The following is a 19057-nucleotide window of genomic DNA, read 5'->3' as shown; positions in this document are numbered from 1 at the left end:
AATGTCCAACAAAATGCTCATCGATGCCTCCCACCCGGAGGAAACCCGCGTCATTGTTACGCGCGGTAACAAGATTGAAGAATTCGACTTCGAGTCGGAACACAAGAAGCAGCTGAAAGGCAATATCTACCTCGCGCGGGTCACGCGCGTCGAACCTTCGCTTCAGGCTGCATTTGTGGAATATGGCGGCAACCGTCACGGTTTCCTCGCCTTCTCGGAAATCCATCCCGATTATTACCAGATTCCGGTCGCGGATCGTTTGGCGCTGCTTGAAGCGGAAGCCAAGGCGCAGCGCGCCGAAGACGACGATGATGACGAGCCGCGCGCCAAGAGCGAACGCTCTGGCGAGCGTTCGGGTGAACGGTCGAATGACCGCTCGCGTCGCAATCGCCGCCGCGGTGGCCGCGACAACCAGAACAAGGCACAGGCCAGCGCATCGGATAACGGCCTGCCCGCAGCCGAGCCCGTCGGTCCCGGTTTTGCAAATTATGTGCCTGGCACACCTGCAAGCGCCCTGTCGCATAAGGGCGACGTAATTTCGGAAGCCATCGACAATGGCGACGAAGACGATGTCGAGCATGAAGAAGACATGGTCGAATCGGTCGGTTCGGAAGATGCGCTGGAAGAACTGCCGACGCATACCCGCACCCATCGCCGCCAGTACAACATTCAGGAAGTCATCAAGCGCCGCCAGATTCTGCTGGTGCAGGTGGTCAAGGAAGAGCGCGGCAACAAGGGCGCTGCTCTCACGACCTATCTGTCGCTGGCTGGTCGTTATTCGGTGCTGATGCCCAACACCGCGCGTGGCGGCGGCATTTCCCGCAAGATCACCCAACCGCAGGATCGCAAGCGACTGAAGGAAATCGTCAAGGAACTCGAAGTGCCGCAGGGCATGGGCGTGATCCTGCGTACGGCTGGCGCCAATCGCACCAAGGCGGAAGTCAAGCGCGACTACGAATATCTGATGCGCCTTTGGGAAAATGTCCGCACGCTGACCTTGCAGTCGACGGCGCCGTCCCTCGTCTATGAAGAAGGCAGCCTGATCAAACGCTCGATCCGCGACCTTTATAACAAGGACATCACAGAAATCCTCGTTTCCGGCGAGAACGGCTATCGCGAGGCCAAGGACTTTATGCGCATGCTCATGCCGAGCCATGCCAAGGTGGTCCAACCCTATCGCGAACAGGTGCCGATCTTCACGCGCAATGGCGTCGAAGCCCAGCTCGACCGCATGCTGCTACCGCAGGTGACGCTGAAATCGGGTGGCTATCTGATCATCAACCAGACTGAAGCGCTGGTTGCCATCGACGTCAACTCCGGTCGCTCGACACGCGAACATTCCATCGAAGACACCGCGCTCCAGACCAATCTGGAAGCAGCCGAAGAAGTGGCGCGCCAGCTGCGCCTGCGCGACCTTGCCGGCTTGATCGTCGTCGACTTCATCGACATGGAAGAAAAGCGCAACAATCGCGCTGTCGAAAAGAAGATGAAGGACTGCCTGAAGGACGACCGCGCCCGCATTCAGGTTGGTCGCATCTCGCATTTCGGCCTTCTGGAAATGTCGCGCCAGCGCATTCGCGCATCGGTGCTGGAAAGCACGATGCAGGTTTGCCAGCATTGCGGCGGCACCGGCCATGTCCGCTCGGACTCGTCGATGGCGCTGCATATCATTCGCGGCATTGAAGATTATCTGCTGCGTCATTCGGGCTTTGACATCAATGTTCGCACGCCAGCGGCTTCGGCGCTTTATGTGCTGAACCACAAGCGCCAGTTGCTGGCCGATCTGGAAGGCCGCTTTGGCGTCGCCATCAGCATCGACGCCGATGAAAGCGTCGGTCACCAGCATTTTGCGATCGACAAGGGCGCGCCGTCCACCCGTCCGGTGACACAGCCTCCTGTCCAGCCGATGGCCTATATCGAAGACGACATCGAAGATCCTGAAATTCCGGTCGAGGAAGACGAGGAAGAAGACGACGTCAAGGCCGAAGCGCCGGCTCGGGAAGAGCGCAGCGAGGAAGGCGACCGCAAGCGTCGTCGCCGTCGTCGCCGTCGTGGCGGCAAGGATCGCGACAACCGCGAGCAGACCGCTCAGGACAATGCTGCTTCCGAAGATGCCGAAGACGATGCGGATGAAGGCGATGAAGCTTCTGAACCGCGGTCGGATGCCGCTTTGAGCGAAGATGATCGCCGCAAGAAGCGCCGTCGTGGCCGTCGCGGCGGACGCAAGAATCGTCGTGAAGACGAGGTGCGCGGTCGCAAGGTTCCGGATCCGGAATTCGTCGGCTACACGCCTGTTCTGCCGGTAAAGGCCGAGGCCGCTATTGAAGCTGCTGCAGCCGAAGTCGTCGCTGCCAAGGCCGAAATTGTTGAGGTTGTTGAAGCGGTTGCTGTTGCAACGGAAGCTGCCGAAGCGCCGGCTGAAGCCGAAAAGCCAGCCAAGTCTGCCCGCAAGCCGCGTGCCCGCAAGTCTGCAAAGACTGAGGAAGCCGCAGATGAGGTGGTTGCTGCAGAAGTCGAAGAAGCGCCAGCCAAGCCAGCCCGGAAGACCCGGTCTCGCAAGAAGGCCGACGACGCCACACCGGAAGCCGTAGAAGCGCCTGAAGCCGTGGAAGCTGAAAAGCCGAAGCGCCGCACCCGCAAAGCAGCTGCCAAGCCGGTAGAGGTTGAAGAAGCTGCTGCCGAGGCTGTTGAAGTCGAAACCGAAGTGGCTGTGATCGAAGAACCGGCCAAGAATGTTGAGCCTGTCGTCACATCGAGCGAGAGTGACGAACAGAAGCCGAAGCGTGGCGGCTGGTGGCAGAAGAAGGGTTTCTTTTAAGCCCTGCACGAACATCAGAAATAAAAAACCGGCGGAAACGCCGGTTTTTTTGCATCTTTGGTTTCAGGCTGACTGTTGCGGAAGCCAATCTTCCAGGCGGCGAACCGCTTCCTGCATTTCCTCGACTTTTCCAGCATAGGAAAAGCGCATGGTACGGTGGCCATCCAGCGGATCGAAATCGCGGCCCGGTGTTGCGGCGATGTTGATCTCCGCAATCATCTTGCGCGCAAATTCCATGCTGTCATTGGTGAAGCGTGAAACGTCGCAATAAGCGTAGAATGCACCGTCCATCGGTGCCGCGAGTTTCAGCCCCATTTGCGGCAGGTGCTCCAGCAGGATGGCGCGGTTCTGGCGATAGCGATCCTTGATGCGCTCCAGTTCGGCGGTGGCGTGGAAAGCCTCTATGGCCGCGCGCTGCGAAAGTTCTGGCGCGGAAATATAAAGGCTCTGGCTCAGTCGTTCGATGGCGCGAACATCGCCTTCCGGCAGAACCATCCAGCCGATGCGCCAGCCCGTCATGCAGTAATATTTCGAGAACGAATTGATGATCGTGACATCGTCGGCGATTTCAAGCGCCGTCACATCGTCGGTTTCATAGGAAAGCCGGTGATAGATTTCGTCCGAAATCACGCGAATGCCGAGCGAACGGGCCGTATCGATGATCGCCCTCAGTTCAGGCTTAGCGATCACTGCGCCCGTCGGATTGGCCGGGCTTGCAAATAATACGCCCTTCAACGGCTTTTCGGCGTGCGCAGCCGCCAATGCCTCGGCAGTCAGAGCCGCCGATGTGCCATTGCCGGTTGGGATTTCCACCACTTCCAGCCCAAGCGCTGTCAGAATATTGCGGTAAGCCGGATAACCCGGACGCGTGATCGCCACCCGGTCGCCTGGATCGAAATAGACGACAAAAGCCAGATTGAAGGCCGCCGAAGAGCCGGTCGTAACCGCTATTCGATCCGCCGAAACGGAAACGCCGTAATGATCGGCATAATGTGCGGCAATCGCTTCACGCAGTTCAACCAGCCCAAGCGCGTCGGTATAGCCGATGCGCCCGTCTTTCAACGCCTGTTCGGCGGCCTGCCGCACGATTTGCGGTGCCGGATCTGCGGGCTGGCCAACCGCCATCGAAATGATCGGATGGCCTGCGGCGCGGCGGCGGTTGGCTTCGGCCAGAACATCCATGGCGTGGAATGGCTCAACCGCGCTGCGGCTAGAAAGACTGATCAACTTTACCTCCAGAACATTGCAGGCGCTCCGCTGGAGCCGCCGCACGGACAGAACACAACATCACCGCCGTATAAACGCCGGATTGCTAAAGCAACAGCGCTTTTAGGAAATTGGGTACATTGTCTTGGATGAATGCTTGCAAACAACACCGGTACCGCAGTCATAACGCGCTTTGGGGTCTACAGATTGATGGCAACAATATCGGAATTGACCGGATATCAAAGTCGGCAGAGATTGCACGCCCGATATCCGACTTTTAAGATCATGCTGCCTTGTCGAGATATCGTTTAAAATGCGCTGAGACGGCTATAAGGTCCTGAACCGGAACTTGTTTCCCGATACGATGAATGAACCGATGCGAGATTCGCATGAAATGACGAGGAGGACGACGAGCATTATGGCAGCATTGATCGCGCCGTTCCCGACTGGAACCTTATCCTTTGGACGATTTGTCCGCCGTTCTGTGGCCGCACTTTCAGCACTTGCCGTGGCGGTGACGGGCGTTATGCCTGCATCCGCCCAGTCGCGTGGTGTACCGATCGTGCGCGACGCGGAAATCGAAGCACTGGTTTCAGATTATGCCGCGCCGATCCTGAAGGCTGCAGGTCTTTCCAGCCGTGGCGTGCGCGTCATCCTCGTCAATTCGCCGAGCTTCAACGCCTTTGTCGATGGGCGGCGCATTTTCATCAATACCGGCGCGATCATGCAGGCCGATACGCCCAATGAAATCATCGGCGTGATCGCGCATGAGGCGGGTCATCTGGCGGGCGGGCATCAGGATCGCCTGCGGGAACAGTTGAGCCGGGCGCGGACCATGGCGGTGATCGGCATGTTGCTCGGCGTGGGCGCAGGCGTTGCAGGCGCAGCAGCAGGCAGCGGGTCTGCAGCCGGTGCAGGCGGCGGCATCGCGCTTGGCAGCGCCGAGGCGGCGATGCGCAGCCTGCTCAGCTATCAGCGTACCGAGGAAATGACCGCCGACCGTATGGCAGTCAATTATCTCAATGCGACCGGGCAGTCGTCCAAGGGAATGCTGGACACGTTCCAGCGTTTTGCCTCCGCCCTCTCCCTTTCAGGCACGCAGATCGATCAGTATCGCATCAGCCACCCGCTTCCGCGTGAACGTATCGCCAATCTGGAAGAACTGGCCAAGAAGAGCCCAAACTTCAACAAGACGGATTCGCCCGCACTTCAATTGCGTCACGACATGGCACGCGCCAAGATTGCCGCTTATTCGGGCAATATGGGCGCGCTGCAACGCATGTTTCGCAGCAATCCCGGCGGGCTTCCGGCGCGCTATGGCAGCGCCATCACCACCTATCTGAACGGTGCTGCGCGTTCCGCCCAGCCCAAATTCGACGCGCTGATCAAGGAACAGCCGAAGAACCCTTATTTCTATGAAATGCGTGGCGAAGTTCTCATCAAGGCGAATGATGCCGCCGGCGCAGCAAAGGCTTTCCAGACCGCCGTATCGCTCGACCCACGCAAGTCTCCGCTGCTGCGCATGAGCTACGGACGGGCACTCATGCTGACGGGCACAAAGGCGAACATGCCAACCGCAATCAAGGAGATCAAAGCGGGCATTGCTTCCGATCCCGAGTTTCCGGGCGGCTATGGATATCTCGCGCAGGCCTATGGCCAGCAGGGCAATATGGGCCTTGCAGACCTCGCAACCGCCGACATGAACTTCTATGCGGGCAAACTTCAGGATGCCCAAATATTCGCAATCCGCGCACAGAAGCAGCTGAAATCCGGCTCGCCGGACTGGTTGCGTGCGCAGGACATTATCAATACGAAGAAAAGCAAATAACGCCCGACATAGTCCTCCTGGCAGGGCGTATTTTTAAACGGATTGGAATTTGAAGATGAAGAACGCAGTTTCCATCACGCTGGCAAGCGGCATTGTCGGTCTGGCAGCGCTGGCTCTCGGCTATGGTGCGGGTCTGTCGCGCCATTCGGCTGCGCCCGTCGCCCCAGCAGCAGCGGCAGCAACGGCTGAGGCACCGCTTAACCAGCAAGCCATTGAAAATGTGGTGCGCAACTATCTTCTCAAGAACCCAGAACTGATGCTGGAAGTGCAGACCGCGCTCGAAACCAAGCAGGCGCATGACGCGCAGGAGCAGGTCAAGAAGGTGCTGGCTGCCAACCAGAGCGCACTTTACCACCCCGAACATGATGCCGTTTTCGGCAATCCGAACGGCGACGTCACCGTCTATGAGTTCTTCGATTACAATTGCGGCTATTGCAAGCGCGCCCTGCCCGACATGCAGGCCATCCTGAAAAACGATCCGAATGTTCGTTTCGTCATGAAGGAATTTCCAATCCTCGGCCCGGATTCGGTGAAGGCGCATATTGTTGCGCAGGCCTTCAAGGCGCTGATGCCGGAAAAATATGCTGAATTCCACGGCGTTTTGCTGGGCGCACAGGAGCGCGCGACCGAGGCATCCGCGATTGCCGATGCCGTCAAACTTGGCGCCGATGAAACCGCACTGCGCGAAAAGATGAAAGACCCGGCGATCACCGGCGCTTTCCAGGATACCTATCAATTGGCAACGCAGCTCAACATCACCGGCACGCCGTCCTATATCATCGGCAGCGAGCTGGTGCCGGGCGCCATCGGTGTCGATGGTCTGGTGGAGAGAATCGCCGCAGCACGTACCGCCGCCAAGAAGTAAAACTGACACCTGTGCCCGATACGCTTTTCCCTGACAGGCGTTTCGGGCACAGACTTATCAAAACTCGGTGATAACCGGCGATTAAAGCAAATATGCCGCAATGCCGGTGCATCTCGCAAAGAATAGCGGGAAAAACCGGTCAGGCGGGACATCTGCACTGAATTATAGGGTTTCGGCTTGCATCCAAGCTCTCTATATGGAAAGCGAAGTGTTACTAAATTTTCGTGGTAACACGATATCGGTTGCAAAGGATTTGGCGCGGACACAATGGCAAAGACGGTTTTTGTTCTAAACGGTCCCAATCTCAATCTTCTGGGAAAGCGTGAACCGGGGATTTATGGCGTTGCGACGCTGGCCGACATTGAAGAGGCTTGCAAGCGCGAAGCCGGTTCTCTCGATCTCGACGTTGATTTCCGCCAATCCAATTATGAAGGCGATCTGGTCACTTGGATTCAGGAAGCGGGCGAGAAAGACGCCTATGTCCTGATCAATCCGGCGGCCTACAGCCACACTTCAATTGCCATTCACGACGCGATCCGCTCTGCAAAGGTCACGGTTGTGGAAGTGCATCTTTCGAACATTCATACGCGTGAGGCCTTCCGGCACCACTCTTATGTATCCGCAGTCGCCAAAGGCGTCATTTGCGGCTTTGGCGCGGAAGGGTATCTGCTCGGCCTACGCGCGCTCGCGGCAATTGCCAAAGAACAAGAACACAACGGGCAAAGCGTAAAAGGGGCCTGATATGTCCAGCAAAAACACTGTCATCGACAAAGAAACCATCCGCGATCTGGCGGATATCCTCAACGATACCGACCTCACGGATATCGAAATCGAACATGGCGATCTGCGCATCCGCGTTTCGCGCAATGTAACGGTTCAGGCCGCAGCGACCGTTTATCCGGCCGCAGCACCGGCTGCTGTTGCAGCGCCTGCCGCCGCTCCGTCAGCCGCCGAGCCGACCAAGGCTGAACTGGCAAAGAATGCCGTTCCTTCGCCGATGGTTGGCACCGCCTATCTCGCTCCGGCACCGGGCGCCCGCAACTTCATCGAAGTCGGCACACAGGTGAAGGAAGGCCAGACCCTCCTCATCATCGAAGCCATGAAGACCATGAACCAGATCCCCGCCCCGCGCGCCGGTACGGTCAAGGCCATTTTGATTGATGACGCCCAGCCGGTTGAATTCGGCGAACCGCTCGTCGTGATCGAATAAGCGTCGCTCAACCATTGTTTGACGTGTCTTCACTTCACGAAACGGGAACTGGCAGCAAGCGCATGTTTCAAAAGATCCTCATAGCCAATCGTGGCGAAATCGCTCTTCGCGTGCTCAGAGCCTGTAAGGAACTGGGCATCAAGACGGTCGCCGTTCACTCCACGGCAGATGCCGACGCGATGCATGTCCGTCTGGCGGATGAAAGTGTTTGTATCGGACCGCCGCCCTCTCGCGACAGCTATCTGAACATTCACCAGATCGTTGCTGCTTGCGAGATCACCGGCGCCGACGCGATCCATCCGGGCTACGGCTTCCTGTCCGAAAACGCAAAGTTTGCGGAAATTCTCGAAGCACACAACATCACCTTCATCGGCCCCACCGCCTCGCATATCCGCATCATGGGCGACAAGATCGAAGCCAAGCGCACAGCCAAGCGCCTTGGCATTCCGGTCGTTCCGGGTTCGGATGGCGGCATCACCGACGATGTTGAAGCTGCGCGCGTGGCGAAAGAAATCGGCTTCCCGGTCATCATCAAGGCTTCGGCCGGTGGTGGCGGTCGCGGCATGAAAGTGGCGCGTACCGAGGAAGACCTGTCGGTTGCGCTCGCAACCGCGCGCTCCGAAGCTGCTGCCGCTTTCGGTGACGATGCCGTCTATATCGAGAAATATCTCGAAAAGCCGCGTCACATCGAAGTTCAGGTCATGGGCGATGGTGCGGGCAACGCGATCCATCTGGGCGAACGCGACTGCTCCTTGCAGCGCCGTCACCAGAAGGTCTGGGAAGAAGCCAACTCTCCGGCTCTTAATTCGGAAGCGCGCGACAAGATCGGCATGATCTGCGCCAACGCTGTTGCCGAGCTTGGCTATCGCGGTGCGGGCACGATCGAGTTCCTCTATGAAAACGGCGAGTTCTATTTCATCGAAATGAACACCCGCCTGCAGGTGGAGCATCCGGTCACGGAAGCCATCACCGGCATCGATCTTGTGCATGAGCAGATTCGTGTCGCTGCGGGTCTCGGCCTTTCGGTGAAGCAGAAAGATGTGCGTTTCTCTGGCCATGCCATTGAATGCCGCATCAATGCCGAAGACCCGCGCACCTTCACGCCATCGCCGGGTCTCATCACCCACTACCATACGCCTGGTGGCCTCGGCATCCGCGTGGATTCCGGCGTTTATTCCGGCTATCGCATTCCGCCTTATTACGACAGCCTCATCGGCAAGCTCATCGTGCACGGACGCAACCGCGTCGAATGCATGATGCGTCTGCGTCGTGCGCTGGACGAATTCGTGGTGGATGGCGTCAAAACGACCCTGCCGCTGTTCCAGGAGCTGATTGGAAATCAGGACATCGCCAATGGTGCCTATGATATCCACTGGCTGGAAAAATATCTGGCCAGCCAGTCCGAGAACGAAGGCGCTTAAATAAGTGACTGCAGGAGCAAAACCGGACGACTATGCAATCGAACCGGAATTGCTCCTGCGCGCTTACGCCACCGGGGTTTTCCCGATGGCCGAAGAGGCGGATGATCCAGAGGTCTTCTGGGTACGCCCTGAAAAACGCGGTGTTATTCCGCTGGATGGTTTCCACATCCCCCGCAGCCTGCAAAAGACCATTCGGCAGGGCATTTTCGATATCAGGCTGGATAGCGATTTCGAGGGCGTCATCGATGGATGCGCCAGCGGGGTCGGCGAACGCGCGCGCACATGGATCAACGGTCCAATCCGCGAAGCCTATGGCAAATTATTCGAAATCGGACATTGCCACACAGTCGAGGCATGGCACGAGGGCAAGCTGGTCGGCGGCCTTTATGGCGTGACGCTCGGCAAGGCATTTTTCGGCGAGAGTATGTTCACGCGCAAGCGCGACGCTTCAAAGGTTTGCCTTGCTTATCTAGTACAACATCTGGTCAAGCAGGGCTTCCTGCTGCTCGATACCCAGTTCACCACGCCGCATCTCGAACGTTTCGGTGCAATCGAAGTTCCCCGCAAGAAATACGAGAAAATTCTCGAGCAAGCCCTCGAAGGTATTGCCCTTTTCTAACTGTCGGAAGGTGGTTTGATCAGTTCTGCTTTGCCGCCGGTGCCGGAACGTCGGACTTCTGCTTGCAGTCTTTCAGCCAAACGTCATAGATCGGATGCTCTACGGCGTTGAGACCGGGACTGTCTGCGAACATCCAGCCGGTGAAGATGCGGCGAATTTTGCGATCCAGCGTAATTTCCTCAACCTCGACAAAACTGTCGGTCCGCGGCGCTTCATTTTCGGTGCGGGAATAGCAAACCTTCGGCGTCACCTGAAGCGCGCCGAATTGAACCGTCTCATTGATATAGACGTCAAAAGTCGTAATGCGGCCTGTGATCTTATCCAGCCCCGAAAACTCCGCGACCGGATTGGAAATGCGTTCTGCCTGAGCAGCGTGCAAGCTGCCAACAGCGGCAAAAAGCGAAATCAGGGCCACATGTGCAGCCTTCTTGATTCTGTTCTTTCCGTTGCCAGCCGTGCCGGGGGAATGCTTCGTCAAAACGGAAACCCGCATCAAAGTTTGTCGAATAAACTGGAATAATTCCTAGGCATGAAATGTGACGATTCGTTGCTCTGCTGCAAGTTGCAATGCCACGATCACACCCTCGTCGCCTGTCTATCCCAGCTTTTTAAGTGAAAAAACAAGCAAGGCGACGGCAAATAAGAAAATCCGGCGTGAAAATCACGCCGGATCGTAAACTTTGTCAGTCTTAATTACCCGGCGTCCAGGCGTCATATTCGCCCGTCACACGTGGACGCTCGGCCGGTTCCGTACCCGGACGCGCAATCGAGCCCTTGGGACGATAGGCGAGCGGGGAGCCGGTCAGGTTCTGCAAATGCGGCTTCTGCCAGTCGCGCGGCTTGTAGTCTTCCTTGCTTGGCGGCGTATCGACACGATGATGCATCCAGCCGTGCCAGCCCGCAGGAATTGCACTCGCTTCCGCATAGCCATTGAAAATGACCCAGCGGCGCGTGCGACCTTCGGAGTCCTTGCCACCCTGATAATAGATATTGCCGAACTCGTCTTCACCGACGCGCTCGCCCTTGCGCCACGTATGGAGGCGGGTGCCGAGCGTCTGGCCATTCCACCAGGTGAAGACTTGCGTAAGAAATTTCATCATGGCCTTTTCCAGATCCATCATCTCGCAGACAGCCGAAACTGCCGCTTTATTCTTGCTTATGGCCCTATCGCCCGGTCAAGGCAAGGGTCAAGTTGCCGCTGTCACAAGAGTATGAAGAGCGTCACACGCTCCAGCCTTCGAGCGACTTTTCCATCACGAGAACGGGTTCCTTGCAATTCGGATCGCCCCAATCTTCGTTGCGCCCGACCGTGACATAGCCCTTGCGTTCGTAGAACTTCACCGCCTTGGCATTCTTCTCGATGACTTCGAGCTTGATTGTGCGCACATCCGGGAAAGCCATTTCGATTTCCGCAAGCAGCATCGTGCCGACGCCCTGAACCTGCACGTCGGGGCGCACATAAAGCTGGTGCAGCGATGCCTTGCCTTCCTCGGACTGGCTGGCGAAGGCCATACCATCAATGCCACCCTCGCCGTTATCGGCGACGATGAATTCCGAATAAGGCTTGCGCAGATTGGCTTTCAGCGCGGCAACACCGTGCCACTGGCCGGTGACGGCGTTGACCATCTCCCGGCCCAAAATGTGGTCGAAAGTCGCGTGCCAGGTCGATACCAGCAGTTGGTGAACTGCCTTCAGATCGGCCTCGGTGGCGCTTCGAACCCACATTACTCTTCGATCCCGAGCTTGGCCTTAACCAGATCATTAACAGCCTGCGGGTTGGCCTTGCCGCCCGTCGCCCTCATGACCTGTCCCACAAACCAGCCGGCAAGCGTCGGCTTGGCCTTAGCCTGTTCGACTTTGTCCGGGTTGGCCGCAATGATATCGTCAACAGCCTTTTCAATCGCTCCGGTGTCGGTGACCTGCTTCATGCCGCGCTCTTCAACGAGCTTCTTCGGGTCTCCGCCTTCGTTCCAGACGATTTCGAACAGATCCTTGGCGATCTTACCGGAAATCGTGCCGTCCTTGATGAGATCGATCACCGCGCCGAGCTGTTCCGGGCTGACCGGCGATTCCTCGATGCTCTTGCCCGCCTTGTTGAGCGCACCGAGCAGATCGTTGATGACCCAGTTGGCCGCAGCCTTGCCATCGCGACCGGCAGCGACAGATTCGTAATAGTCGGCAATCGCCTTTTCCGTGACCAGAATAGAGGCGTCGTAGATCGAAATGCCCTGCTTTTCGACCAGACGCTGCTTCTTTTCATCCGGCAGTTCCGGCAGATCGGCGGCCAGCGCATCGACAAAAGCCTGATCGAATTCGAGCGGCAGCAGATCAGGGTCTGGGAAATAGCGGTAGTCGTGCGCTTCTTCCTTGGAGCGCATCGAACGGGTCTCGCCCTTCACGGGATCAAACAGGCGCGTTTCCTGATCGATGGAGCCGCCATCTTCCAGAATGGCGATCTGACGGCGGGCCTCATATTCGATGGCCTGACCAACGAAGCGGATCGAGTTGACGTTCTTGATTTCGCAACGTGTGCCGAATTCGCCACCCGGACGACGCACGGAAACATTGACGTCGGCGCGCATGGAGCCTTCGTCCATATTGCCGTCGCAGGTGCCGAGATAGCGGACAATCGTGCGCAGCTTGGTGAGGTAGGCGCGTGCTTCATCCGACGAGCGCAGGTCCGGCTTGGAGACGATTTCCATCAGCGCCACGCCAGAGCGGTTCAGATCGACATAGGACATGGTCGGATGCTGATCGTGCATCGACTTGCCCGCGTCCTGTTCCAGATGCAGGCGCTCGATGCCGATCTCCACATCTTCGAACTGGCCCTTATTGTCGGGGCCGACCGAAATCATGATCTTGCCCTCGCCGACAATCGGCTGCTTGAACTGCGAAATCTGATAGCCCTGCGGCAGATCGGGATAGAAGTAGTTCTTGCGGTCAAACACCGACTTCAGATTGATCTGGGCATTGAGACCGATGCCCGTGCGGACGGCCTGCTTGACGCATTCCAGATTGATGACCGGCAGCATGCCCGGCATGGCGGCATCCACCAGAGACACATTGGCGTTCGGATCGGCACCAAACGACGTGGAAGCGCCGGAGAACAGCTTCGACTCGGACGTGACCTGCGCATGGACTTCCATGCCGATGACGACTTCCCAGTCGCCGGTGGCGCCGGAGATGAAGCGTTTCGGTTCCGGTATGCGCGTATCAATAAGGGACATGCTGGCTCGCAAATATTCTGATTGAGCTAAAAACGGATTGATTACTGGCTAGAGCAAAGCCCCCATGGATGCAAGCTTTTCAGCCGTTTATCCTTGGGTTGGAACGGAAAAGGCCGCGCAATGCGCGGCCAGTTCCAAATTCGCTAGATAGAAAAGATTAAGCCTCTTCGGACTTGTCTTCGTCGGCCTTCTTCTTAGGAGCGGCCTTCTTCTTCGGTGCAGCCTTCTTTGCAGGCTTTGCTTCCGAACCGTCTTCGTCTTCAGCCGTCAGCTCTTCCTTCGAGACCTTCTTGTCGGTCACGTTGATGTTGGCGAGCAGATGATCGACGACCTTTTCTTCGAAGATCGGGGCGCGGAGGTTAGCCACGGCATCCGGCGTCTTGCGCAGGAAGTCGTAGATTTCCTTTTCCTGGCCCGGATAGCGACGAACCTGGTCATAAACGGCGCGCTGCAGTTCTTCTTCCGACACTTCTACGCCAGCCTTCTCACCGATTTCGGAGAGAACGAGGCCGAGACGAACGCGGCGTTCAGCGAGCTTGCGGTATTCTTCGCGAGCAGCTTCTTCCGTGGTTTCTTCGTCTTCGAAGGTACGGCCAGCCTGCTGCAGGTCGAAGTTGATCTGCTGCCAGATGTTGTTGAATTCAGCGTCAACCAGCTTCTGCGGGGTTTCGAACTGATAATCGCCGTCCAGAGCGTCGAGAATCTGGCGCTTTACCTTCTGGCGGGTGATCTGGCCGTACTGGCTTTCGATCTGTTCGCGAACAACCTGACGCAGACGCTCCAGCGACTCGATGCCGAGCTTCGTCGCGGTTTCGTCGTTGAGTTCGAGTTCGTTCGGCTTGGCAACTTCCTTGACCTTGATGTCGAAGGTGGCTTCCTTGCCTGCGAGATGCGCTGCACCGTATTCAGCCGGGAAGGTCACATTGATGACCTTTTCGTCGCCAGCCTTGACGCCAACGAGCTGTTCTTCGAAGCCCGGAATGAACTGACCCGAACCGAGAACCAGCTGTGCGTCGTTGTCGGCGCCGCCGTCAAACGGCTCGCCATCGAGCTTGCCGAGATAGTCGATCGTGACGCGATCTTCGTTTTCGGCCTTGCCCTTCTTGGTCTCGAAAGTGCGGGTCGACGAAGCGATACGCTTGACCTGCTCATCGACTTCCTCATCGGTGATGTCGACGACTTCACGGGTCACGGCGATCTTGGAGAAATCCTTGACTTCGATTGCCGGCAGAACTTCGTAGTTCAGCGAGAAAACGAAATCGGCCTTGCCGTCGAGAACCTTTTCGGCTTCTTTTTCGTCTTCCGACATGATGACTTCAGGCTGGGTAGCCGACTTTTCGTTACGGTCTGCGAGAACCGAACGCGACGAATCGCTGAGGATTTCGTTGACGATTTCAGCCATGAACGAACGGCCATACATCTTGCGCAGATGGCCAGCAGGCACCTTGCCCGGACGGAAACCATTGATCTTGGCTCGGCCGCGCGCAGTATCGAGCCGCTCAACGAGCTTGGCTTCGAGATCCCCGGCCGGAACCACGACTTTAATCTCGCGCTTCAGCCCTTCATTGAGCGTTTCGGTAACCTGCATGTTCAAACCTTCACTTCTTGTCATTGTCCCGCCGTTTCCGGCATTTTGCCTCAAGACGCGGGAGAGAAATTCTTTGGCCTTATGGCAGTTGGTGCGGATAGAGGGACTCGAACCCCCACGGTCTCCCGCCAGAACCTAAATCTGGTGCGTCTACCAATTTCGCCATATCCGCTTCTGAACCGAAGCGCATTCTTTAAGAACGCACCAAATTCGTCTCAGATCTTGAACTGCCCTCGAAAGCGCGCGTCTCTATATCATCCAATTTTCCCGGTTCAAAGGAAAAAAGCCGCCTTCCCGGTATAGATTTTCCGGGTTTGGCAAGACGAAACGCTTCCGGCACTCTGCCCCTCTATATAGCGATCATTCCGCGCATGCCAAGCCTGAGATAAACTTCAGCTTGACGCGGCAATATAAGAGTGGCGAAACCGCTGGAAAACCGATCAATAGAGCGGTTCTTCATAGAGTTGCCGCCCTTCGTCCCGCAAAGCCTTGATGACCGCAGTGCCGCTGTCATCGACAGCAACGACAACGGAAATCCGGCTTTCACGTTGCCCGATCTCGATATCGCGACCCTGCCCTTCAGGAACATAATAGCGTTCGATGCCGAAATTGAGGCGGATGGTCTGATCCGGATAGCCCGAAACCGGATAAGTCGACTGGCCGCGAATCTGCACTTCATCCGGCGCCAGATCGGTGAACGGGCTGAGCGCCGCCCGCGAGAAATGCCATAGCTTTTCTGCATCCGGCTTTAGCGCCACATAGACCGTTCGTGGTTCGCCCGTGGGTTTACCCTGCACATCCTTGCCCATGACACTGGAAATTGCGTAGCCGAGGATGACGTAATCGCCGCGCATCAGATCGCGCGGATCGACCGGCTCGGTCTGCAACACGATTTCATGGCCTGAACGCAATATGGATGCGCGCTGTTCGATGCCCGCATAAAGAATGCCGCTCTGCAGCAAGGCGGAGACGGCAGCGCCTATATAAAGCCACTTCTTGCTCATGACTGGCTCCCCGCTTCGCGTTTTTTACCGAACCGTCGTTCCATTCGGCGGACAAAGGCCGCCAGCAGCAGCACGAGGACGCCTGCGGTCAGGAAGAAGCCCGACGTACCGATCATCGTGCCCACGGTCGTGAATGCCAGATAAAGCACTTGAAACGAAAACGCCGCATAGCCGATGGAGCGTAGTCCGCCATTGTCGCGACCACACAGGGCGATAGCGCCAATCGATAGGCCGAGGATCAGCATACTATAAAGAACATCCTGATCGAGCGAGGCAGAGCCGCCTGACGAAGAGAACATATGATTGAGCTGCAAAATGCCAAGCGACAGCAGAGCCAGCATCAGCCCGTAGGAAGCCAGCGGCTGCGCGAAGCGGGTGAGCCGCTCCATCGTGTCATGTGCGAATGCATCCGCCAGCATCAACGCGATGCCGACCGCAATCATGAGGCACAGGATCACGTCGTTTTCATTCTGAATGTAAAGCAGCAAGGCCCAGCCGATTGCGAACAGGGCCCAGAGATGGGCGGCATGGCGCGAACGCGTGAGGAGTGCTGCACCGACGCCGACCAGCAACAGAAGCGGACCGATCCAGCGATAGGCCAGCTCACCATTGTCAGCCGATGTGCCGTCAAACACGAATGTCGAAAGATAAAAACACGCAACGCCTGCACCGAATGCAGCCAGAACCGGTGCACGCACCAGGAAGGCTGACGCAAGCACGCCCAGGGTCCAGTAGACGGCGGCGGAATGAACATCGCCGGACACGTGATACATCTGCCCGACAAGCGCGATACCTGCGCCGAAGGATGCGGCACCGACGACATAAAGAGCGGACGAGAACACCTTGTCGCCCCTCGCCTGTCGCCATGCGCCGCCGAGATAGCCGATCCAGATAAGTGCAAGCACCATCCCGATCCGCATCAGGCGCGGCACATCCTGCCAGTTGGCGGCAACCAGCATGATGACGGCTGCGCCCAGAAGCAGACCGCCAAGCGTGGCGAGCACCGCACCCAAGCTGAAACCCGTTGCTCGTTTTTCAAGATCCGCATTCAGGCGCGACGCGGTAACCGCATCGATCAGCCCTTCCTGCTGCCAGCGCTCAACCAGGCGCTCCACTGAGATTGAAAAAGACAAAATGACTCCCGGGTCAACGAACTGAGATGGCGGTCGCAACCGCAACCGGTTGAGAACATATAAGAAACTTCGCAACCAGCAAACCACCCGATCAAATCGCATTGCGGCAATTTTGTGCCGGAACAGTCCAATCGATTTAAAGCGTCGTGCAGGAACCGCAAGGCAGCTATGCAAAGTCGGCTCTGCAACTTGCAAAAACAATAGCTTATATCATGGGCAACAAAAGAGATGAATTGAACCCAAGCGATAGCATCGCACATTGAAGGATTAAGATCATGAACCTGTTTCGCTCTTACAACAACTGGCGCCGTTACCGTGAAACCGTCAGCGAACTGAACCAGCTTTCGACTCGCGAACTGAACGATCTCGGCATCTCCCGCGCCGACATCCCTTACGTCGCTCGTCAGAGCAAGGCTCGCTAAGCATCAAGCTGAAGACCGAAAAGCTGTTCGCGACGATTGCACTACGCTGAACGCCTTTCGATGAAAATTTCAGATTGAAGTTTCGCGCTGTGAATACCACCAGGACTGGATCCTCCTCCCACCAGCCCTGGTTTGTCGCCAAGCCATCCTCCTCCCAGGCTTAGCGACAACGAGACCGGCTCTCCTCCTCCCAATCCGGTCTTTCCATATGGCATCCGTCGCACCTCCTCCCGCGACGGATGCCATTTGTTTTTCTGGACCTTGCTCGCCCATTGATGGCCGCCAGCAAAGGCGATATGGGAAGGACCATGACAAACACATCCGATCTCACCCCCATTCACGTCGTTGGCGGCGGTCTCGCTGGCTCTGAAGCCGCCTGGCAGATTGCGCAGGCAGGCGTTCCTGTCGTGCTGCATGAAATGCGTCCCGTGCGCGGCACTGATGCGCACAAGACCGAACAGCTGGCCGAACTCGTCTGCTCCAATTCATTCCGCTCCGACGATGCCGAAACCAATGCTGTCGGCGTGCTGCATGCGGAAATGCGCCTTGCAGGCTCGCTCATCATGGCCTGCGCCGATGCACATCAGGTTCCGGCGGGCGGCGCGCTTGCTGTGGACCGCGAGGGATTTGCGCAAGCCGTAACCGAAAAGCTTGAGGCTCATCCGCTAATTACCATCAAGCGCGAGGAAGTCACCGGCCTGCCGCCGGAAGAATGGGGCACGACCATCGTTGCCACCGGCCCGCTGACCGCGCCGTCTTTGGCCGAGGCCATTGCCGCGGAAACGGATGCCGATGCGCTCGCCTTTTTCGACGCGATTGCGCCCATCGTGCATTTCGATTCGATCAATATGGATGTCTGCTGGTTCCAGTCGCGCTACGACAAGGTCGGCCCCGGCGGCACCGGCAAGGACTATATCAACTGCCCCATGGATAAGGAGCAGTATGAGGCGTTCGTGGCTGCGCTTGTCGAAGGCGACAAGACGGAATTCAAGGAATGGGAAGGCACGCCCTATTTCGATGGCTGTCTGCCGATTGAAGTCATGGCGGAACGCGGACCCGAAACGCTGCGCCACGGCCCGATGAAGCCTATGGGCCTGACCAATGCGCATAACCCGACCGTCAAGGCCTATGCGGTTGTGCAACTGCGTCAGGACAATGCGCTTGGCACGCTCTACAACATGGTCGGTTTCCAGACGAAGCTGAAATACGGCTCACAGACCGGCATCTTCAAGATGATTCCCGGACTGGAAAATGCCGAATTCGCGCGCCTCGGCGGTTTGCATCGTAACACCTACCTGAACTCCCCCGTGCTGCTCGACAGGGTGCTGCGCCTGAAGTCGCGTCCGACACTGCGCTTTGCCGGTCAGGTGACGGGTTGCGAGGGCTATGTCGAATCATCGGCCATCGGCCTTCTTGCCGGTCGGTTCACCGCTGCGGAGCGACTGGGCAATGCTGCCGTCCCGCCACCCCCGACAACCGCCTTTGGTGCGCTGCTTGGGCACATCACCGGCGGCCATATCGTCGCTGACGATGCCGAGCCTGGCAAGCGGTCGTTCCAGCCGATGAATGTCAATTTCGGTCTGTTTCCGCCGGTCGAAGTGCCGAAGGAAGAAGGCAAGCGTCTGCGTGGCAAGGAAAAGACCATCGCCAAGAAGCGTGCGCTTTCCGCCCGCGCGCTTGCAGATTTCCGCACATGGCTGGAACAGCTGGCCTGAC

General features: G+C 57.5%; 17 protein-coding genes and 1 tRNA gene. 9 read left to right on the top strand and 9 right to left on the bottom strand.

The window, feature by feature from the left end; translation table 11 throughout:
* Position 1: 1 nt before the first annotated feature.
* Positions 2-2818, top strand: coding sequence for an Rne/Rng family ribonuclease (locus FIC94_RS12985; RefSeq protein ID WP_140025141.1), 2817 nt, complete (start codon positions 2-4; stop codon positions 2816-2818).
* A 63-nt stretch (positions 2819-2881) separates the two neighbouring features.
* On the opposite strand, the gene FIC94_RS12980 is transcribed toward FIC94_RS12985, so the two are convergent.
* Positions 2882-4045, bottom strand: a complete 1164-nt coding sequence (locus FIC94_RS12980) for a pyridoxal phosphate-dependent aminotransferase (protein ID WP_140025140.1) — start codon at positions 4043-4045, stop codon at positions 2882-2884.
* Between the two features lie 397 nt (positions 4046-4442).
* On the opposite strand from FIC94_RS12980, the gene FIC94_RS12975 reads away from it, so the two are divergent.
* The 6 genes from FIC94_RS12975 to aat all read left to right on the top strand — a co-directional run bounded on the left by FIC94_RS12975 (position 4443) and on the right by aat (position 9967).
* A complete protein-coding gene (locus FIC94_RS12975) occupies positions 4443-5852 on the top strand; it encodes a M48 family metalloprotease (RefSeq protein WP_140025139.1) in 1410 nt (469 codons plus the stop codon).
* A gap of 55 nt (positions 5853-5907) precedes the next feature.
* On the top strand, positions 5908-6717 hold the full coding sequence (locus FIC94_RS12970) for a DsbA family protein (RefSeq protein ID WP_140025138.1): 810 nt from the start codon (positions 5908-5910) through the stop codon (positions 6715-6717).
* A gap of 267 nt (positions 6718-6984) precedes the next feature.
* The gene (gene aroQ / locus FIC94_RS12965) at positions 6985-7458 is read left to right on the top strand and encodes a type II 3-dehydroquinate dehydratase (RefSeq protein WP_109368881.1); all 474 of its coding nucleotides are present in this window, start codon (positions 6985-6987) and stop codon (positions 7456-7458) included.
* Position 7459: 1 nt separating this feature from the next.
* Positions 7460-7927, top strand: coding sequence for an acetyl-CoA carboxylase biotin carboxyl carrier protein (gene accB, locus FIC94_RS12960; RefSeq protein WP_140025137.1), 468 nt, complete (start codon positions 7460-7462; stop codon positions 7925-7927).
* Positions 7928-7989: 62 nt separating this feature from the next.
* Positions 7990-9348, top strand: coding sequence for an acetyl-CoA carboxylase biotin carboxylase subunit (accC, locus tag FIC94_RS12955; RefSeq protein ID WP_121536006.1), 1359 nt, complete (start codon positions 7990-7992; stop codon positions 9346-9348).
* Positions 9349-9397: 49 nt separating this feature from the next.
* The gene (gene aat / locus FIC94_RS12950) at positions 9398-9967 is read left to right on the top strand and encodes a leucyl/phenylalanyl-tRNA--protein transferase (protein WP_140025202.1); all 570 of its coding nucleotides are present in this window, start codon (positions 9398-9400) and stop codon (positions 9965-9967) included.
* 19 nt (positions 9968-9986) lie between these two features.
* On the opposite strand, the gene FIC94_RS12945 is transcribed toward aat, so the two are convergent.
* From FIC94_RS12945 to FIC94_RS12910, 8 genes are all read right to left on the bottom strand, one after another.
* Entirely contained in the window at positions 9987-10460 is a 474-nt protein-coding gene (locus FIC94_RS12945; RefSeq protein WP_140025136.1) for a DUF2155 domain-containing protein, read from the bottom strand.
* 196 nt (positions 10461-10656) lie between these two features.
* Positions 10657-11067, bottom strand: coding sequence for an NADH:ubiquinone oxidoreductase subunit NDUFA12 (locus tag FIC94_RS12940; RefSeq protein ID WP_167836027.1), 411 nt, complete (start codon positions 11065-11067; stop codon positions 10657-10659).
* Between the two features lie 121 nt (positions 11068-11188).
* Positions 11189-11692, bottom strand: coding sequence for a GNAT family N-acetyltransferase (locus tag FIC94_RS12935; RefSeq protein ID WP_140025135.1), 504 nt, complete (start codon positions 11690-11692; stop codon positions 11189-11191).
* The gene (gene gatB, locus FIC94_RS12930; RefSeq protein WP_109368876.1) at positions 11692-13194 is read right to left on the bottom strand and encodes an Asp-tRNA(Asn)/Glu-tRNA(Gln) amidotransferase subunit GatB; all 1503 of its coding nucleotides are present in this window, start codon (positions 13192-13194) and stop codon (positions 11692-11694) included. The genes FIC94_RS12935 and gatB overlap by 1 nt, the downstream gene beginning before the upstream one ends.
* A gap of 157 nt (positions 13195-13351) precedes the next feature.
* Entirely contained in the window at positions 13352-14782 is a 1431-nt protein-coding gene (gene tig / locus FIC94_RS12925) for a trigger factor (protein WP_268967053.1), read from the bottom strand.
* A gap of 89 nt (positions 14783-14871) precedes the next feature.
* Positions 14872-14954 (bottom strand) — tRNA-Leu (locus tag FIC94_RS12920).
* Between the two features lie 268 nt (positions 14955-15222).
* A complete protein-coding gene (locus FIC94_RS12915; RefSeq protein ID WP_140025134.1) occupies positions 15223-15786 on the bottom strand; it encodes a GDYXXLXY domain-containing protein in 564 nt (187 codons plus the stop codon).
* A complete protein-coding gene (locus FIC94_RS12910; RefSeq protein ID WP_140025133.1) occupies positions 15783-16919 on the bottom strand; it encodes a DUF2157 domain-containing protein in 1137 nt (378 codons plus the stop codon). The genes FIC94_RS12915 and FIC94_RS12910 overlap by 4 nt, the downstream gene beginning before the upstream one ends.
* 275 nt (positions 16920-17194) lie before the next feature.
* On the opposite strand from FIC94_RS12910, the gene FIC94_RS12905 reads away from it, so the two are divergent.
* Together FIC94_RS12905 and trmFO are read left to right on the top strand one after the other, a co-directional pair.
* Complete coding sequence (locus tag FIC94_RS12905) at positions 17195-17341, top strand: DUF1127 domain-containing protein (protein ID WP_078338506.1); 147 nt, start codon at positions 17195-17197, stop codon at positions 17339-17341.
* 308 nt (positions 17342-17649) lie between these two features.
* Positions 17650-19056, top strand: coding sequence for a methylenetetrahydrofolate--tRNA-(uracil(54)-C(5))-methyltransferase (FADH(2)-oxidizing) TrmFO (gene trmFO / locus FIC94_RS12900; protein WP_140025132.1), 1407 nt, complete (start codon positions 17650-17652; stop codon positions 19054-19056).
* Position 19057: the final 1 nt, after the last annotated feature.

It is taken from the genome of Ochrobactrum teleogrylli, assembly GCF_006376685.1.
GTDB lineage: Bacteria > Pseudomonadota > Alphaproteobacteria > Rhizobiales > Rhizobiaceae > Brucella > Brucella teleogrylli.
Note: the sequence above shows the minus strand (reverse complement) of the source record. Positions and strands in the feature narration are given on the sequence as shown.

What these genes read in the sequence shown, in the direction of transcription:
- FIC94_RS12985 (WP_140025141.1), top strand. Translation starts at nt 2, where the DNA reads ATGTCCAACAAAATGCTCATCGATGCCTCCCACCCGGAGGAAACCCGC.
- FIC94_RS12975 (WP_140025139.1), top strand. Translation starts at nt 4,443, where the DNA reads ATGGCAGCATTGATCGCGCCGTTCCCGACTGGAACCTTATCCTTTGGA.
- FIC94_RS12970 (WP_140025138.1), top strand. Translation starts at nt 5,908, where the DNA reads ATGAAGAACGCAGTTTCCATCACGCTGGCAAGCGGCATTGTCGGTCTG.
- aroQ (WP_109368881.1), top strand. Translation starts at nt 6,985, where the DNA reads ATGGCAAAGACGGTTTTTGTTCTAAACGGTCCCAATCTCAATCTTCTG.
- accB (WP_140025137.1), top strand. Translation starts at nt 7,460, where the DNA reads ATGTCCAGCAAAAACACTGTCATCGACAAAGAAACCATCCGCGATCTG.
- accC (WP_121536006.1), top strand. Translation starts at nt 7,990, where the DNA reads ATGTTTCAAAAGATCCTCATAGCCAATCGTGGCGAAATCGCTCTTCGC.
- FIC94_RS12945 (WP_140025136.1), bottom strand. Translation starts at nt 10,460, where the DNA reads ATGCGGGTTTCCGTTTTGACGAAGCATTCCCCCGGCACGGCTGGCAAC.
- FIC94_RS12940 (WP_167836027.1), bottom strand. Translation starts at nt 11,067, where the DNA reads ATGATGAAATTTCTTACGCAAGTCTTCACCTGGTGGAATGGCCAGACG.
- FIC94_RS12935 (WP_140025135.1), bottom strand. Translation starts at nt 11,692, where the DNA reads ATGTGGGTTCGAAGCGCCACCGAGGCCGATCTGAAGGCAGTTCACCAA.
- gatB (WP_109368876.1), bottom strand. Translation starts at nt 13,194, where the DNA reads ATGTCCCTTATTGATACGCGCATACCGGAACCGAAACGCTTCATCTCC.
- tig (WP_268967053.1), bottom strand. Translation starts at nt 14,782, where the DNA reads ATGCAGGTTACCGAAACGCTCAATGAAGGGCTGAAGCGCGAGATTAAA.
- FIC94_RS12915 (WP_140025134.1), bottom strand. Translation starts at nt 15,786, where the DNA reads ATGAGCAAGAAGTGGCTTTATATAGGCGCTGCCGTCTCCGCCTTGCTG.
- FIC94_RS12905 (WP_078338506.1), top strand. Translation starts at nt 17,195, where the DNA reads ATGAACCTGTTTCGCTCTTACAACAACTGGCGCCGTTACCGTGAAACC.
- trmFO (WP_140025132.1), top strand. Translation starts at nt 17,650, where the DNA reads ATGACAAACACATCCGATCTCACCCCCATTCACGTCGTTGGCGGCGGT.